15 protein-coding genes and 1 tRNA gene are annotated in these 16,393 nt (G+C 53.6%); 15 read left to right on the top strand and 1 reads right to left on the bottom strand.

The annotated features are described in order from the left end of the window. Position 1 precedes the first annotated feature (1 nt). Complete coding sequence (locus MWU64_RS08365; protein WP_247063427.1) at positions 2 to 1,441, bottom strand: adenylate/guanylate cyclase domain-containing protein; 1,440 nt, start codon at positions 1,439 to 1,441, stop codon at positions 2 to 4. Positions 1,442 to 1,653: 212 nt separating this feature from the next. Here MWU64_RS08365 and MWU64_RS08360 point away from each other — a divergent pair, with 212 nt between their 5' ends. From MWU64_RS08360 to tgt, 15 genes are all read left to right on the top strand, one after another. Continuing rightward, positions 1,654 to 2,235 carry a nitroreductase gene (locus tag MWU64_RS08360; RefSeq protein WP_247063426.1) on the top strand — a complete coding sequence of 194 codons (582 nt, stop codon included), beginning with the start codon at positions 1,654 to 1,656 and terminating at the stop codon, positions 2,233 to 2,235. 220 nt (positions 2,236 to 2,455) lie between these two features. Further along, a complete protein-coding gene (gene flgB, locus MWU64_RS08355) occupies positions 2,456 to 2,857 on the top strand; it encodes a flagellar basal body rod protein FlgB (RefSeq protein ID WP_247063425.1) in 402 nt (133 codons plus the stop codon). A gap of 32 nt (positions 2,858 to 2,889) precedes the next feature. Then, positions 2,890 to 3,339, top strand: a complete 450-nt coding sequence (gene flgC / locus MWU64_RS08350) for a flagellar basal body rod protein FlgC (RefSeq protein WP_247063423.1) — start codon at positions 2,890 to 2,892, stop codon at positions 3,337 to 3,339. Positions 3,340 to 3,357: 18 nt separating this feature from the next. Then, positions 3,358 to 4,035 carry a flagellar hook assembly protein FlgD gene (locus tag MWU64_RS08345; protein ID WP_247063421.1) on the top strand — a complete coding sequence of 226 codons (678 nt, stop codon included), beginning with the start codon at positions 3,358 to 3,360 and terminating at the stop codon, positions 4,033 to 4,035. Between the two features lie 28 nt (positions 4,036 to 4,063). Then, complete coding sequence (locus MWU64_RS08340; protein WP_247063419.1) at positions 4,064 to 6,073, top strand: flagellar hook-basal body complex protein; 2,010 nt, start codon at positions 4,064 to 4,066, stop codon at positions 6,071 to 6,073. Between the two features lie 73 nt (positions 6,074 to 6,146). Then, positions 6,147 to 6,899: a flagellar basal body rod protein FlgF gene (locus tag MWU64_RS08335; protein ID WP_114335604.1), complete on the top strand. Its 753-nt coding sequence runs from the start codon at positions 6,147 to 6,149 to the stop codon at positions 6,897 to 6,899. Between the two features lie 83 nt (positions 6,900 to 6,982). Next, entirely contained in the window at positions 6,983 to 7,771 is a 789-nt protein-coding gene (gene flgG / locus MWU64_RS08330; RefSeq protein ID WP_199007328.1) for a flagellar basal-body rod protein FlgG, read from the top strand. A 3-nt stretch (positions 7,772 to 7,774) separates the two neighbouring features. Continuing rightward, complete coding sequence (flgH, locus tag MWU64_RS08325; protein ID WP_247063417.1) at positions 7,775 to 8,476, top strand: flagellar basal body L-ring protein FlgH; 702 nt, start codon at positions 7,775 to 7,777, stop codon at positions 8,474 to 8,476. Continuing rightward, positions 8,473 to 9,567, top strand: coding sequence for a flagellar basal body P-ring protein FlgI (locus tag MWU64_RS08320; protein ID WP_247063415.1), 1,095 nt, complete (start codon positions 8,473 to 8,475; stop codon positions 9,565 to 9,567). The genes flgH and MWU64_RS08320 overlap by 4 nt, the downstream gene beginning before the upstream one ends. An 8-nt stretch (positions 9,568 to 9,575) precedes the next feature. Continuing rightward, positions 9,576 to 10,568, top strand: a complete 993-nt coding sequence (gene flgJ, locus MWU64_RS08315; RefSeq protein ID WP_247063413.1) for a flagellar assembly peptidoglycan hydrolase FlgJ — start codon at positions 9,576 to 9,578, stop codon at positions 10,566 to 10,568. A 6-nt stretch (positions 10,569 to 10,574) separates the two neighbouring features. Beyond that, complete coding sequence (gene flgK, locus MWU64_RS08310) at positions 10,575 to 12,653, top strand: flagellar hook-associated protein FlgK (RefSeq protein WP_247063411.1); 2,079 nt, start codon at positions 10,575 to 10,577, stop codon at positions 12,651 to 12,653. Positions 12,654 to 12,669: 16 nt separating this feature from the next. Beyond that, complete coding sequence (gene flgL / locus MWU64_RS08305) at positions 12,670 to 13,902, top strand: flagellar hook-associated protein FlgL (protein ID WP_247063409.1); 1,233 nt, start codon at positions 12,670 to 12,672, stop codon at positions 13,900 to 13,902. Positions 13,903 to 13,984: 82 nt separating this feature from the next. After that, positions 13,985 to 14,071, top strand: a tRNA-Leu gene (locus MWU64_RS08300). 40 nt (positions 14,072 to 14,111) lie between these two features. Further along, the gene (gene queA / locus MWU64_RS08295) at positions 14,112 to 15,212 is read left to right on the top strand and encodes a tRNA preQ1(34) S-adenosylmethionine ribosyltransferase-isomerase QueA (RefSeq protein ID WP_247063408.1); all 1,101 of its coding nucleotides are present in this window, start codon (positions 14,112 to 14,114) and stop codon (positions 15,210 to 15,212) included. A 14-nt stretch (positions 15,213 to 15,226) separates the two neighbouring features. Further along, a complete protein-coding gene (gene tgt, locus MWU64_RS08290; protein WP_247063677.1) occupies positions 15,227 to 16,348 on the top strand; it encodes a tRNA guanosine(34) transglycosylase Tgt in 1,122 nt (373 codons plus the stop codon). Positions 16,349 to 16,393 lie beyond the last annotated feature (45 nt).

The raw sequence follows: 16,393 nt of genomic DNA, 5'->3' as shown, positions 1-16,393 counted from the left end.
GTTATTCTGTTTCGTCTTCCTGGCGAAGGCGATCAGCCGCATCTTCGAGCGCCGTGAGAATGGCAGTGCGCTCACGATCCGTGATTTTGTCTGAATCCAGATACATGGCAAAGCCACTGTGTTCGTGTTCCAGGAAGCTGCGGTTCGGCCCCATGTCACGGCGGAAATCGACCACTTCGTAAATAGGTACCGGTTTGCCGAAGCCTTTTACCGTGATTTCGCCTTTGTCCCGGCACATGATGCGGTCTTTGATTAGTGAAAACGTCTCATATGAAATCAGAATCTCGCCAGCTTCGGCCAAGGACTCGAGCCGGCTGGCCAGATTCACTTCTTTACCGATAATGGTGTAATCCATGCGATTCTCGGCACCGAAGTTACCCACCGTGGTGTAGCCAGTGCTGATGCCCATGCGAATTTCCAGAGGGGTTTTGATGCCCTGACTACGCCATTTTTGCCGCATGATTTTCATGTGTTTGCGCATGTCGATGGCCATAGATACACACGCAAACGCATCTTCGCGCTGGCCGCGACTGGTTGGGTCCCCGAAAAACACCATGATGGAATCGCCAACGAATTTGTCGATGGTGCCGCCGTAGCGCAGTGCCACTTGCGACATTTCGTTAAAGTAGTGATTCAGAAGTTCGGTAAGCGCCTCGGGCTCCATTTCTTCAGACAGTTCTGTGAAGCCTTTGATATCGGAAAAGAATACCGCCAGCTTCTTGCGCTGAGTTTCAAGCCGAACATCACGTTCGCCGGTAAAAATGGATTGCCAGACCTGCGGAGACAGGTATTTGGACAGTTTGTGGGACAGCGCAATGGATTGCTCCCGCTGGTTCTGGATCTGGGTTTTGGCGTAGAGCAGAGCTCTTGCCTGAACGTGAGAGTAGTAGGCTGTCACACAAATATATACACCGGTTGCCACTACGGCGATCACGCTTGTCAGAAGCGGGGCCTGCAGATTATCCGCGGTACCCAGAGCCGCAACGGTAGCGGCCAGCGAAGCGCCGGTCAGGGCGGTACCAATAAGCCATTGGCGTACGCCGCCGACAATCAGGCAACTGAACATCAGCATGAGAACTATCGCGGTGGTGGGAATAGCAACCAGGCCCATAGCCCCGATTAAAGAGCCGCCGGAAACGCAGTCCAGAAGTAGCATTTTCTGACGAATGCGCGGCGAGTTTTTCAGGAACGTGCGGCGCGAGATGTAGTGGGCAACGTGGGGCCAAACCATACCCGTAGCCACGAGCCATAAAAGCCAGTGCGCGAAACAGTCCTGAAAAACGCCTGTGGCGATTACAAGGGAGGTGGATGTGTAGGCCAGAATGCGCCCACTGTAGTCTGGCATCGGCGGAATGACGACCGTGTTATCGTAGGGGTCGTTTAACGAAACCTTGCCGGAATTGGCGGAAACGTTGCGAAGCTCAGCCGGAGCACTCATCATCTTACTGGTGCACCCATACGGCCACGCTGAACGTAGAAACGTCCTGTTTTTCAGCGCTGTAATTTAATTGAGTGTAGCTCATGGTGAGTGCCAAAAGTTTTTATTGATAGTATTTGCGACTAAAGGTTAACAGCATTAAGTATTAGTCACAATTAACCCAGGTCAACAGACAGAACGATTTTGCACATACTTGTATAAACAAGCGAGAAGATATGAGTTCTATTACCCAGTTTCTTATGGAGCGCTCGTCAGAGCCGCGGTTAGAAGCACCAGCTCCGCCCCGGGATGTGGTTGATCAGGCGCTCCAGTGCGCAGCACGAGCGCCTGATCATGCGCTACTGCGCCCGTGGCGATATCTCGTTATTGAGGGCGTCGCACTGGCGGCGCTTGGGGATCTGTTTGCGCAGTCTTGCGGAGTGGGTGCCACCGAAAAGGCCCGGGAAAACGCCAGAAAGGCACCGCTACGTGCACCCATGGTGATTGTGGGTATCGCGTCGCCAAAGCCCCATAAAAAGGTTCCGGATATCGAACAGGTCATGTCCGCAGCTTCGGGAATGTCTTTTTTGTCGCTGGCATTGTCAGATGCAGGTTACGGCATTATGTGGCGTTCGGGTGCGTTCGCCTACGACTCTTCCGTGCGTGAGGGGCTTGGTTTGGCGGAGGATGAGATTATAACCGGCTTTCTTTATACAGGCACAATTTCATCCCATAAGCCTCCGGTTCCAAGACCTTCGAGCAGCGAGTTCGTTGAGGAGTGGTTAGGGCCCGATCAGTCCCGCCCCTGGAACTTGTGACTATGGGGCGGCAGAGTGAGGAAACAGCTTGCCGCCTTTGGTTAACCTGAAACCGTATTGCCGGTTCAATCAGGCTCAAAACCACCTCTCAATACCTCATGAAGCCTTCATTTTTGCAGGCTTTTTTGGTTTTGGCATTCCGCTTGCTTTATCTCCTCCAGAACGCAAAACCGGCAATCACAGAGTGATCCAAAGCCGGAGCAGATTTCTGGAGGCAGTGATGGCAATTTCATTCGATAGCGCATTGGGTATTCATGAGCAGGCGCTTCAAGGCCGCGTCAAGCGTGCAGAAGTGTTGGCCAATAATCTGGCGAATGCCGATACCCCGGGCTACAAAGCGCGGGACATCGACTTCCGCGCCATGATGCAGAAAGCCCAGAATGAAATGAGCGGTGTACAGATGGCCACTACCCACAGCTCACACATAGACGCTTCCGGTACAGGCGGAGCCGACGGTGAGTTGCTGTACCGCAACCCTCACCAACCCTCGGTTGATGGTAATACCGTGGATGCGCAGCAGGAACAATCCCGTTTCATGCGTAATGCCATGGACTATCAAGCCAGCTTCCAGTTTCTCAGCAGCAAGTTTTCAGGACTCACCAAAGCCCTGAAAGGTGAATAAGCCGCAGCCATTTTTGATTGAAGGAGACAGTCATGTCACTGGGTAATATTTTCGACATTGCGGGTTCAGGCATGACCGCACAGTCCCTGCGGCTGAACACTACCGCCTCGAACATTGCCAATGCTGAAACTGCCAGTTCCAGCACGGAAGGCACCTATCGTGCGCGCAAACCGGTGTTCGCGGCGATTCAGCAATCCATGTTGAATCCCGATCAACAGACGTTTGGCACCGCCGCGCAAGACGGAGCAGGTGCTGGAGTGCGGGTTGAAGGAATTGTTGAGAGTGATGCTGAGTTGCAAATGCGCTACGAGCCCAACCACCCGGCAGCGAATGAAGACGGGTACGTTTTCTATCCAAACGTAAACGTGGTTGAAGAAATGGCCGACATGATGTCGTCATCGCGCAGCTTTCAGATGAACGTAGACGTGATGAACACCGCGAAATCCATGATGCAGCGTATCTTGACGCTGGGTCAGCAGTAACAGGGCGAGGAGAGAATGATGAGTGCAGTAAATTCAGCGTCTGCCGCCGATGTGCTGGGCCAGTATCGGGTACAGCAGGACAGTAAGGCTCAGGGTGGTAGCGAGCTTGGTAAAGATGCCTTCATGGAACTAATGCTGGCGCAGATGAAAAACCAGAACCCGCTGGAGCCGCAAGACAATGGTGACTTCATCTCCCAGTTGGCTCAGTTCAGCTCCTTGGAAGAGATGCAGAACCTCACCGGTACGGTGGATGAAGTGGCTGGCCAGTTCCGTTCAAGTCAGGCGTTGCAGGCCTCCGCGATGGTGGGAAAAACGGTTCTTGCACCTTCTAGCGTGGGCATTCTCGGCGCAGAGGGTGAAGTGACCGGCACTATCGACGTTCCAGCCTCTACCGGTGGCTTGCGATTGTCTGTAATGAATCAGTCGGGAGAGCTTGTACGACAGATCGATATGGGGGCCAGTCAGGCCGGCGTGGTGTCCTTCCGTTGGGACGGCCAAGACGGCAACGGCAATGCTTTGCCGCAAGGCCCTTACCAAATTGTTGCACAGGGTAGTTACCCATCCGGGCCGCAGCAGTTGGGTACCATGGTCAGCGCGAACGTAGACAGTGTGTCTCTGAACAACGGTGGCTCTATCACATTGAATCTCGCCGGCATGGGCTCCATTGCCCTGTCGGATGTAAAACAAATTAACTGAACCGGTGTCGGACCAGGAGGTATAAGTCATGGCATTTAATACAGGATTAAGTGGTCTGCGGGCCGCATCGGTGGATCTTGACGTAACCGGCAATAATATTGCAAACGCCAGTACTGTCGGCTTTAAAGGCAGCAAAGTGCAGTTCGGCGACTTGTACGCGAACGGCTTTTTGAGTGGCGGAACGAACCCGATTGGTGATGGTGTTCGGGTACAGGATGTTAAGCAGTCATTTGGCCAAGGCAATATCAGCTTTACCGATAGCGGGCTGGACATGGCCATCAGCGGCGATGGCTTTTTTATCCTGAGTAATAACGGTGAAACCCGTTACTCACGGGCTGGCCAGTTCGGAATTGATAAAGACGGATTCGTGGTTAATAACCAGAATATGAAGGTTCAGGGGTACACGGCGGATGGCGCTGGTAATATGTCAGGAATTCGTGGTGATTTGAAAATCGAGGCAGACAATCTTGCTCCTCGGCGGACGACCAATCTTAGAACGGACTTGAACCTAGATTCCCGACAGTCTGTTTTGGAGTCACGAGTGACTCAGCTTGGCGATGTCTCGATGAGCTCATTGATACCCGGCGGCGATACCTTTGTCGTTGTTTACGCCGATGGTCGGCCAAATCAGCCTGTCACCATTCCGGGGGAAGTGAGCGATGGAGCTGGTGGAACGCGCGACATAACCGCTCGTGAGGTTGCGGGGCTGCTAAACGACATTCCGGGTGTTTCATCTTCAGCAACGACTCCTTTTGCTTTCTCTACGGATGCTGTAGGAGTACCAGGGTCGCCTGCAGATAATATTGCGCAGCTTGAAGCAGCGTTGAATGGTGCGGATTTTCAATTTTCAATCGCGATAGATGGTCAAAACATACCAATAGCAACAGCGGGTGTGACAACCAAAGCCGGGCTTGTTGAAGCCATAAATTCATCAGGCACAACCTCTTTGTCTGCCGCCCTTGTTGACGCAGTGGATGGCAATGGCGACCCGATTCTTGATGCGGCTGGCAATGTGGTTCAGGACGTTCGGATTATTGAAAACCGAGGTTCAAACCTTACGGTTAGTTATGGGGACGGCGGCAAAACTGATTATTCAAAAGCGGGTGAGCTAAGCGTATCTACCGATCGGAGTGTGCAGAACGTTGCGACAACGGATCCAGCAGATCCAACTGTCACCAGCTTGCTCGTAGATGCGTTTGATGCCGGAGAACTCGACATTACGAATTCGTTTAATCCGCTAGATCAGCGTACTTATAACCACGCTACTTCGACAACGATTTACGATAGTCTGGGCAACTCCCATGAGCTTACCCAGTTTTTTGTGAAGAACCCTTCTCCGGGGAATGGAGTTGGGGTGAGCGAGTGGTCGATTTATTTGCAGATCGATGGCGAGATGGTCGCGAATACAGCTAACTCGCCTTTTACAGCGAGGTTCACGGAAGACGGTACATTGCAGTCAATAAACGGTGATCCGAATGGTGAAATTGTTGTTTCTGACTGGGTACCCAAAGACCCGAACGGTGATCCTAATGGTGCCGACGGCCCGCTCGGGCAAGGTCAGGCCGTTGTTACGCCGATCCCTGATCCCCCAACCTCCTCGGCATTCGTGATTGACTTGGGGAATACTACTCAGTACGGCGCATCTTTTGGTGTAAATGACCAACAGCAAAACGGCTACACAACCGGGCGTTTGTCAGGGCTGGACGTGTCCGGTGAAGGGGTTATCTTTGCCCGCTACACCAATGGCCAATCCAAAGCGCTGGGGCAGGTTGCGCTGGCAGCCTTTAACAATACCAACGGTTTGTCGCCGGTAGGCGATACCACCTGGGTTGAATCTTTTGAATCCGGACAGCCGGTGATCGGTGCGCCGGATACCGGAACCTTGGGGTCAATCAAGGCCAGTTCGGTTGAAGAATCCAACGTTGATCTTTCAGCCGAGCTCGTCAACCTGATCATTGCTCAGCGCAACTATCAGGCGAACGCCAAGACCATTGAAACCTCTGACGCGGTCACCCAAACCGTCATCAACCTCCGCTAACCCGTCTAAGTAAACATGGCATGACTCCTGCAGGAAGACTGGAAACAGTCAAAATTCCGGCAGGAGTTTGCCCATGGATAAAGCCCTCTACATTGGAATGTCTGGCGCCAAGCAGAACATGCTGGCCCAGCGTGCCCACGCTAATAACCTCGCCAACGTGAACACCACGGGGTTCAAGAAGGATTTTGCTCAGGCCCGCAGCATGCCGGTGTTTGGTGAGCATCATCCTACCCGCGCCTATGCCATGACGGAACGCCCGGGTACCGATCTTTCCGCTGGCGCTTTAATGGATACCGGCCGAAAACTCGACGTTGCGGTTGAAGGCGACGGTTGGTTGGCGGTTCAGAACAATCAAGGCGAAGAAGTGTTCACCCGCAGTGGCAGCCTTCAGGTGGATGTGAATGGGTTGGTTCGCATGCCCAGTGGCGAGTTGGTGCTGGGCAATGGTGGCCCAGTTGCTTTGCCACCGTTCGATGACCTGTTGATCGGGGCTGATGGCACGGTTTCCGTTGTTCCGGTGGGTGGCCCGCCGGATCAGTTAGTGGAAGTTGATCGTTTGAAATTGGTGAACCCACCCGCCGATGCTTTGGAAAAGGGTTTGGACGGGTTTATCCGCCGTAAGCCGGGGCAGGCGATTGGCGGGGTTGAGCCCGCGGACGCCAATATGCGCGTTGCGACCGGGTTTTTGGAGAGCTCCAACGTCAATGCCGTGGAAGAGATGATTTCCAATCTGCAGTTGTCTCGCCAATACGAGATGCAGGTGAAAGTTATGTCCACCGCCAACGAGAATTCCGAAGCAACGGCACGGCTGTTGCAGAACCTCTGATAACGCTGAATTAAGCATCACCGGCCGGCAGTAAGCGGCAAACAATGGCCGCCTCGGCAGCCGGCAAGGTAAGGAGTAGAAACATGCATCCAGCACTATGGGTCAGTAAAACCGGGTTAAGCGCACAGGATACCAACCTGTCCACCATCTCCAACAACCTGGCGAACGTGAACACCACCGGTTTCAAGCGGGATCGTGCGGTGTTTCAGGATCTGCTGTATCAGATCAACCGGCAGCCCGGTGGCATGAGCACCGAGAATACTGAACTGCCGTCCGGCCTGCAGCTGGGTACTGGTGTACGAGTGGTCGGTACGGCAAAACAGTTCAGCCAAGGCAATCTGCAGATTACCGAGCAACCCCTGGATATGGCGGTGAACGGTCGCGGTTTCTTCCAGATAGCCATGCCTGATGGCCAGATTGCTTACACCCGGGACGGCCAGTTCCAGTTGAATTCCGATGGCGATGTGGTAACGCCAGATGGTTATCCGCTGGAGCCAAACATCAACGTGCCGGAAGACACCACCAATGTAACTATCGGTCGTGATGGCACGGTTACCGCGGTGACGGACGACCAAGCCGCACCGGTCAATCTTGGTCAGATTACGTTGGTGAACTTTATCAACCCGCAAGGGTTGCAGGCGATTGGTAACAACCTGTTCAAGGAAACCAATGCCAGTGGCGATCCTCAGGAAGGGGAGCCTGGTTTAGCGGGAATTGGCACCATCGAACAGGGCACCGTTGAGTCGTCGAATGTGGAAGTGGTGGAAGAGTTGGTCAACATGATCACCACTCAGCGTGCTTACGAAATGAACTCTAAGGTGGTGTCCACCACAGACCAAATGCTTCAGTTCATTACCAACAATATCGGGTAAGTTATGAAACGCAATCATCAAACCTGGACAGCAAAGCGTGTGGCCACACTGGTATTGGTAGGAGGCCTGATGATCCTACAGGGCTGCACCGCCATGACCCGCCCTCGTGCTGTGCCCGACGATCCGGCCTATGCGCCGGTGCGCGCCCAGGCGATGATGCAGCGAGACCCGGATTCCGGCTCTATCTATCAGGTGTCCCGTAACTACAATATTTACGGGGATACCAAAGCCCTGAACGTTGGCGACGTGCTGACGGTCTTGTTGGAAGAGTCCACTCGTGCCAGCAAAAATGCCGAAACCAAGATCACTAAAGATCAGGAGCTAAGCCTGCCGGAGCCGAATCTCTTCGGTAAGAACAACATTGGCCTCAATGCTTCAGCCAATCTTGAGCGGGACTTCCAGGGCGCCGCCGAGGCGGATCAAAGCAATAGCTTGGCGGGCAGCATTACGGTGACGGTAACCGAAGTGTTGCCGAACGGCGTGCTGCGTATCCGCGGTGAAAAATGGCTCTCCCTGACTAATGGCGATGAATATATCCGCCTGACCGGCATGGTTCGTCCGCAGGATATTGCGCCGGACAACACGGTGGCATCCAATCGAATCGCCGATGCCCGGTTTGCTTACGGTGGCACCGGCGACTTTGATCAAGCCAATCAAATGGGCTGGCTGGCCCGCTTCTTTAACAGTGAGTGGTGGCCGCTATGATCCGCAAACTTTGTGTGCTTTTTACGATGCTGACGGTGATGGCGTCGCCGGTTGCCGCGGATCGTCTAAAAGATCTGGCGAAAGTGAAAGGGGTTCGAAACAACCAGCTGATTGGTTATGGCTTGGTGGTAGGGTTGGACGGTACGGGCGATAAAGCCCCGTTCACCAACCAGACTTTCCGGAACATGATGAATCAGTTCGGCATTACTCTGCCGGACGGCGTTAACCCAAAGCTTGCAAACGTTGCGGCCGTCACGGTGAGTGCGACCTTGCCTGCCTTCGCCAAGTCTGGTCAGGAATTGGATATCACCGTTTCGTCGATCGGGAATGCTGACAGCCTGCGTGGTGGCACCTTGTTAATGACGCCGCTCAAAGGCGCAGACGGTCAGGTGTATGCCATGGCTCAAGGCAGCTTGGTTGTGGGTGGCTTCGGTGCGCAGGGATTAGATGGTTCACGCATCACTGTGAACGTGCCCAGTGTGGGGCGCATTCCTAACGGAGCGACCATTGAGCGCGAAGTGGCGTCACCGTTTAACCGTGGAGATACCATCACTTTCAATTTGCTTCGCTCGGATTTCACAACCGCTCGCCGGGTTGTCGAGGCGATCAATAGCCGTTTGGGGCCGGATATGGCCTACGCGCACGACCCTACATCAATCTCGGTGAGAGCGCCTCGGGATCCTTCCCAGCGAGTGAGCTTTTTGTCGATCGTCGAAAATATCGAGGTTGAGCCTGCGGAGGAATCCGCCAAAGTGGTCATCAACAGCCGCACCGGCACGATTGTGGTCGGACAGAATGTGAAAGTAAGCCCGGCAGCAATTACTCATGGCAACTTAACCGTGACCATTCAGGAAAACCCGGAAGTTGTGCAGCCTGATCCCTTTGCTGGCGGCGATACAGAGGTACAGCCCAACACCCAAATTGCAATCACCGAAGACCCCGCCCGAATGTTCCAGTTTGGCCCTGCCACAACGCTGAACGAGATCGTTCAGGCGGTTAATCAGGTCGGTGCGGCGCCAGGCGATGTGATGGCGGTGCTGGAAGCTCTCAAACAGGCTGGCGCGTTGCGAGCCGAGCTGGTTGTGATCTAGGGGGCGTCATGCAGGATCATCGCGTTCAACAAGCTCAGGTATACACGGATTTCAGCGGCCTAAATGCACTGAAAACCCAGGCGCGCAGCGACAAAAAAGCAGCGCTCGAAGAGGTGGCCAAACAGTTTGAAAGCCTGTTCCTGTCGGAAATGCTGAAGTCCATGCGCAAAGCCGGCGAAGTGTTCGCTGAAGGCAATTACCTGAACAGTAATGAGAGCGAATTCTATCGGGATATGTTTGATAGCCAGATCAGTCTGAGCATGGCCAGCGGTTCAGGAACCGGTTTGGCGGAGGCGCTGGTTCGGCAGTTGGGTGAGAGCATTCCCGGTGTTGCGCCGAACGGCGAAAAACTGGCCGGACACAAGGCCACGCTGGCGGATTACGACCGTACTTTGCCTGCAATTTCTCCAGCCTTGCCGGAACGGATGAAAGCGGTAGAAGAGGTGGTGCGGACCTTGCCCGAGGATGTTGCTGAATTGAACCCTAATACTCAATTGCCGGCCACCTTTGAGAGCCCAGAGCATTTCGTCAGTGAATTGATGCCCTTTGCCCAGCGCATTGGCCGAGAGAGTGGTATTGACCCTCGCTTGATGGTTGCGCAAGCCGCGCTGGAAACAGGGTGGGGCAAGCACATGATTGAAGGTGATGGAAACGAACCGAGTTTCAACCTGTTCGGCATCAAAGCGGACAGCCGCTGGAATGGAGATGCCGTCACCATTACAACCACCGAGTTTCGTGGCGGTGTTGCGATGAAAGAGCGTGCCGACTTCCGGGCGTATCCGGATTACGAGGCCAGTTTCCGTGACTATGTGGCGTTCCTTCAAAGCAATCCTCGTTATAACGATGTGCTTTCTTCAGCAGGCGAGCCTGAAATCTTCGCAGAAAAACTGCAGCAAGCTGGTTACGCCACCGACCCGGAATACGGTTCCAAGATTCGCCGGATTATGAATCGTGATTCCCTGATGACGTTGTCCATGGGCAACGGCGGGATAAAGGAGTAAAAGGTCATGGCAGGATTAATCGGGATAGGCTTGTCGGGAGTACTCAGTCACCAGAGCGCCCTGAATACCACGGCCAATAACATCACCAACGCCAACACACCGGGCTATAGCCGCCAAGAGGTCCAGTTTGCGACTCAGGAAGGCAATCGCACGGGAGCGGGCACCGTTGGCACTGGCGTGTCGATCGAGAACATTCGCCGTCTGGCAAACGAATACCTCACGCAGCAGTTGCGCGAAGACAGCACGTTGTTTGGGGAGCAGAACGCCCTTAATGCCGAGCTTACCCAGCTGGACAACCTGCTTGGCGGTGAAAGCACCGGGCTGAGTAATGCGCTGAACAACTTCTTTGCGTCTCTGCAAAATGCCGCGGAAGACCCAACGTCTCTACCACAGCGCCAGCTAGTACTAAGCGAAGCCCAGCAAGTGGTAAACCGTTTCCAAGCGCTGAACGAGCAGTTCATCCAGCAGCGTGAGTCGGTGAAGACTCAAATGCAGCAGGGCGTAAAAGATGCTAACACGCTGATTAAAAATATTGCCGATCTGAACCTGGCAATTTCCGAATCACCGGGTATTGCTCAGGGCAAAATGCCGCTTGAGTTAATGGATAAACGTGACGAAAACCTTCGGGAGTTGTCGGCGCTAGTCGGTATCCGGGTGACCCATGCGGATGGCAGCCAAGTGAACGTGTCGTTGGCTAACGGTCAGTCGCTCGTGACTGGGTCCGATGCGGCGCAATTGGGCACGAGAACCAGTGCGCAAGACCCTGCCCAGTTGGAATTCACGCTTACCAGCGGTGGGCGTATGTTGCAGGTTGATGACCAGATTCAGGGTGGGTCATTGGGTGGCTTGCGCCGCTTCGAGCGAGAAGCTTTGCGCCCGGCGTTTGATGAGCTTGGGCGTTTGGCGATCGGGATTTCATCCGCTATTAACCACCAGCATGAAATCGGTATGGATCTGGAAGGTGATTTAGGCGGCAACTTCTTCACCGATATAAACAGCGTTGAGTTTCAGCGCAGCCGAGTGATTGCGAACGGCGGCAACGCAGAGCCTCAAAACGCCCAGCTGGCCGTCGAGATAACCGACAGCAGTTTGTTGGCGGCGGGTACCTGGTCATTGAAGTTTAGTGGTGACGGAAAGAGTTATCAGTTGGTCGATGCCTCAACAGGCGAAGTGGCACGCCAAGGGCGATTACCAGACCCGGTTCAGTCTGAAATCAGCATGCCGGGCTTCAATATTCGGATTGAAGGTGGCGATTTCAATCCGGGTGATGAGTACCTGATTCAGCCCAGCCGAAATGCGGCGGCAAATATTGCTTTGAACGTTCGTCGGGAAGAAGATCTTGCGTTTGCTAGTCCGATTCGTGCGAGTGCGGCGGAGGGGAATCTCGGAACGGCATCAATTTCTCAGGGCAAAATGCTGAATGTCCGAAACCCGAATACCAATGCGTTGTTGCCCGGCTTCCAGACACAAGGCGAACTGACTAATGGCCCACTTGCCGTTACGTTTACTGATTTCGATGCGAGTACTGGAACATACAAGTATGTAATTACTGATTCTTCAATTGCGACTCCTGTTGATCCTGCAGTTCCCTACGCTCCTGGCGATTCCGGCGTTGTAGAAATCGGCACGTATGATCCTAAAAAGCCAGAGCCTTTTTTAAGTAATGACCCAAGTGCGGGCTCCGCGTATCAGGGCTATCAGTTTGAAATGACGGGCGAGCCGGCTGTGGGCGATGAATTTGTCATCGACTTCAATAAAAACGGCGTTTCCGATAACCGCAACGCTGAATTTCTGGCGGCTTTAGGAACGGCCAACACCTTGAACGGTGGCAGCCAGAACTTTGCCGAAGGGTACGCCGGCTTGGTGGAAGACGTGGGCGTGAAAACCCGCCAGAGCCAACTTGATAAGGCGGCAGGGCAAACACTGCTGGAGCAGTCCAATAACCAGCGGGAATCGGTATCCGGGGTCAATCTGGATGAAGAGGCAGGTAAGCTGATCCAGTATCAGGCAGCTTACAACGCGTCGGCGCAAGTTATGTCGGTGGCGCAGGACTTGTTTAACACGTTGCTGCAAAGCTTCCGGTAAGGTGGGGTAAGGTAAAATGGTCCGTATTTCATCACAGCAAATCTTCTCCGGTGGTATCAACCGGATGCAGGATATCAATAGTGATCTGGTCAAAACCCAGCAGCAGATTTCCACGGGCAAGAAGGTCAACCAGCCCTCGGACGACCCGGTAGCGGCCGCGCGCATCCTTAAGCTTGATCAGAATCTGAGTCGCCTTGAAACCTATCAGCGTAACGCCGATCTGGCGAACAATCGGCTGAAGCAGGAAGAGAGTGCGCTGAGCAGTGCCATCGACATTATTCAGCGGGTAAGGGAGCTGACGGTACAAGCCGGTAACGGCTCGCTGTCTGCCAATGATCGCAAATCAATTTCGTCTGAACTTAAAGAGCGGCTAGGGCAGTTAGCTGATGTCGCCAACACGCGTGATGCTTCGGGTGAGTATATTTTTAGTGGGTTCCAGGGTGGATCGCCGGCTTTCGTTAAAGAAGATGGTGCCTGGACTTATAACGGAGATGAAGGGCAGCGGGTTCTTGAAATAGATGATGGCGTGACAGTGCCGATCAGTGATCACGGGAAGGCGGTTTTTGGCGACGTTCCCGCCACAGTTTCGGTGAAGGAACCGAAACCTGCCAACGGATTTATTTCCGGCCTGTCGCTGCAGAATGAAGGTGCGCTTCAGGCCGAGTTTGATTCGGCCACGCCGAACGTACCCAATGACCTAACCGTCACGGTTGCTCTTGACCTTAATACGAATGAGTTGGTGGTAGGGGTAACCCGTAGTGATGGTACGACGTTGCAAACAACACCCGCCGCACCCGGATTGGGTGACTCCTTTCAGGTGGCCGGGATCGAAATGACCGTCAATGATGCAGTTGCGGGAGATGAGTTCACCATCGGCATCAACGACAAACAGTCCATTTTCGGCACCATCGAAAATCTCATAGCGGGTCTGGATAACATCTCGAAGGATTCGCCAAAGGGCAATGCTGAATACGACGCCCTCATATCAGAATCCTTAGCCAATCTGGATAATGGTCAGGAGTCTATCCTTCAGAAACAAACTGAATTGGGGGGGCGGATGAATGCAGTGGAATCAACCAGTGCGTTTTTGGAAGATTCCGCCCTCTACACCAAAGAGATTCGGTCGCAGCTCCAAGATGTTGATTATGCCGAGGCAATCAGTAATCTGAGCTTCCAAAGCTTTGTGTTGCAGGCCGCTCAGCAATCGTTTGCACAGATCTCTCAGCTGTCATTATTTGATCGATTGTAATTGTTTGAGGCAGTGGGAAATTTTTTTACTTTGCGTGTTGCTTTCAGTCTCAGGCTCAGTATAATTCCCACCACTTCCTGATGGCGGCGTGGTGAAATTGGTAGACACGACGGATTCAAAATCCGTTTCCTTAACGGGAGTGGCGGTTCGAGTCCGCCCGCCGCTACCACTTATTGGCCGTATCCTACGGCATCTCAAATAGCCGGCCCATGAACGTCTCCGATTTTCATTTTGACTTGCCGGACGAGTTGATTGCTCGTTATCCGCTCAAACAACGCAGTGCCTCTCGTTTGCTGACCCTTGATGGGGGTTCCGGCCACACGCAGCATCTCCAGTTTACGAATCTTCCGGATTTACTCGAACCCGGTGACCTTCTCGTTTTCAACAACACCCGTGTTATTCCAGCGCGCCTGTTCGGTCAAAAAGAAACCGGTGGTCGTGTTGAGGTTCTTGTTGAGCGATTGTTGGGCGAGCGTGAGATTCTTGCTCATGCCCGAGCCTCCAAGGCGCTGAAAGAAGGGCAGAAGGTTATCCTGGAAGACGGCTCTTCGTTGACCATGATGGGTCGGGACGATGCGTTGTTCCGCTTTGTGAACGAAGGCGATGAGCCCATTCTCGATCTGCTTGAACGCATCGGTCACATGCCGCTTCCTCCGTATATGGAGCGTGACGACGACCAGTCTGATCGCGAGCGTTATCAGACAGTGTACGCCCAAGAGGCTGGAGCGGTGGCTGCACCGACGGCGGGACTCCACTTTGACGACGCACTGCTCGAAACTCTGAAGGCCAAAGGCGTAGACTTCGCCTACGTAACCTTGCATGTGGGTGCAGGCACTTTCCAGCCCGTACGCGTCGATAAAATCGAAGAGCACGTCATGCACAGTGAGGTTGCGCATGTACCGGAAGAGACGGTTGAGGCGGTTCGCCAAACCCGGGAAAGGGGTGGGCGAGTGATTGCTGTAGGCACCACATCCGTGCGTTCGCTGGAATCGGCCAGCCAGTCCGGGCAATTAGGTGCTTTCCGGGGGGAGACGGATATATTCATATTCCCCGGTTATCGGTTTAATACCGTCGATGCCATGGTGACCAATTTTCACCTGCCCGAATCGACCTTGATTATGTTGGTCAGTGCATTTGCCGGGTACGACAACATTATGAAAGCCTACCGCGAAGCGGTAGAGCAGAAGTATCGTTTTTTTAGCTACGGCGACGCTATGTTCCTGACCGCCAAGGAACCGAGCCGTGGTAGGTTGGCAAGCTCAGGTGAAGTTGATGCAGCCAGCGACGATTCCAGTGGAGAAAGCTTGTGAGTGAATCCTGTTTTATGTCCTTTGAAAAGTTGGGTGAAGACGGCAAAGCCCGTCGTGGTCGCCTGACGTTTCCTCGTGGCACCGTTGAAACCCCGGCCTTCATGCCTGTAGGTACCTATGGCACTGTTAAAGGCATGTTGCCTCGCGATATCGAAGAGATTGGTGCAGAGATAATTCTTGGAAACACGTTTCACCTGATGCTGCGTCCCGGTACCGAGGTGGTCAAAGCCCATGGCGACCTGCACGATTTCACCCAATGGCATGGCCCGATTCTTACCGATTCCGGCGGTTTTCAGGTTTTCAGTCTGGGCGAAATGCGCAAGATCACCGAGCAAGGTGTGACCTTCCGCTCGCCCGTTGACGGAGCTAAAGTCGAACTCAACCCCGAAATCGCAATGCAGGTACAGCGAGATCTGGGTTCAGACATCGTGATGATCTTCGACGAGTGTACCCCGTACCCGGCTACTCAAAAGCAGGCCAAGGACTCCATGGAGTTGTCATTGCGCTGGGCGGCCCGCAGTAAAAAAGCCCACGAGGGCAATCCGTCCGCGTTGTTTGGTATTGTGCAGGGCGGTATGTATGAATCCCTGCGTGACCAGTCTCTAGAGGGTTTGACGAACATCGGGTTCGATGGCTACGCCATTGGAGGTTTGTCTGTTGGTGAGCCCAAAGAAGACATGATCCGGATTCTGGATCATCTGCCGCCAAAAATGCCGGAAGACAAACCTCGGTATTTGATGGGAGTGGGGCGTCCTGAAGACATCGTAGAAGCCGTTCGTCGTGGCGTCGATATGTTCGACTGCGTGATGCCAACCCGTAATGCTCGCAATGGGTATTTGTTTACCTCAACCGGCATCGTAAAAATTCGAAACGCAAAGAACCGCCATGATGCCGGTCCGCTGGATGAGCGCTGCGATTGTTATACCTGCAAAAACTTTTCGAAAAGCTATCTGCATCATTTGGATAAGTGCGGAGAAATGCTTGGCTCCCAGCTAAACACGATCCACAATCTGCGGTTCTATCAGAACCTGATGAGCGGATTGCGTGGTGCCATTGAAGCAGGTACATTGTCCGACTTTGTAAGCGAATTCTACGCCTTACGCGGTGAAACTGTGCCGCCGTTGGGTGATGAGTGATCAATTTTGACTAAAAGAACAGTCTTTAAACGGAGAAACTGAATG

This window comes from Marinobacter sp. S0848L, from assembly GCF_023016065.1.
Taxonomy (GTDB): Bacteria; Pseudomonadota; Gammaproteobacteria; order Pseudomonadales; family Oleiphilaceae; genus Marinobacter.
Note: the sequence above shows the minus strand (reverse complement) of the source record. Positions and strands in the feature narration are given on the sequence as shown.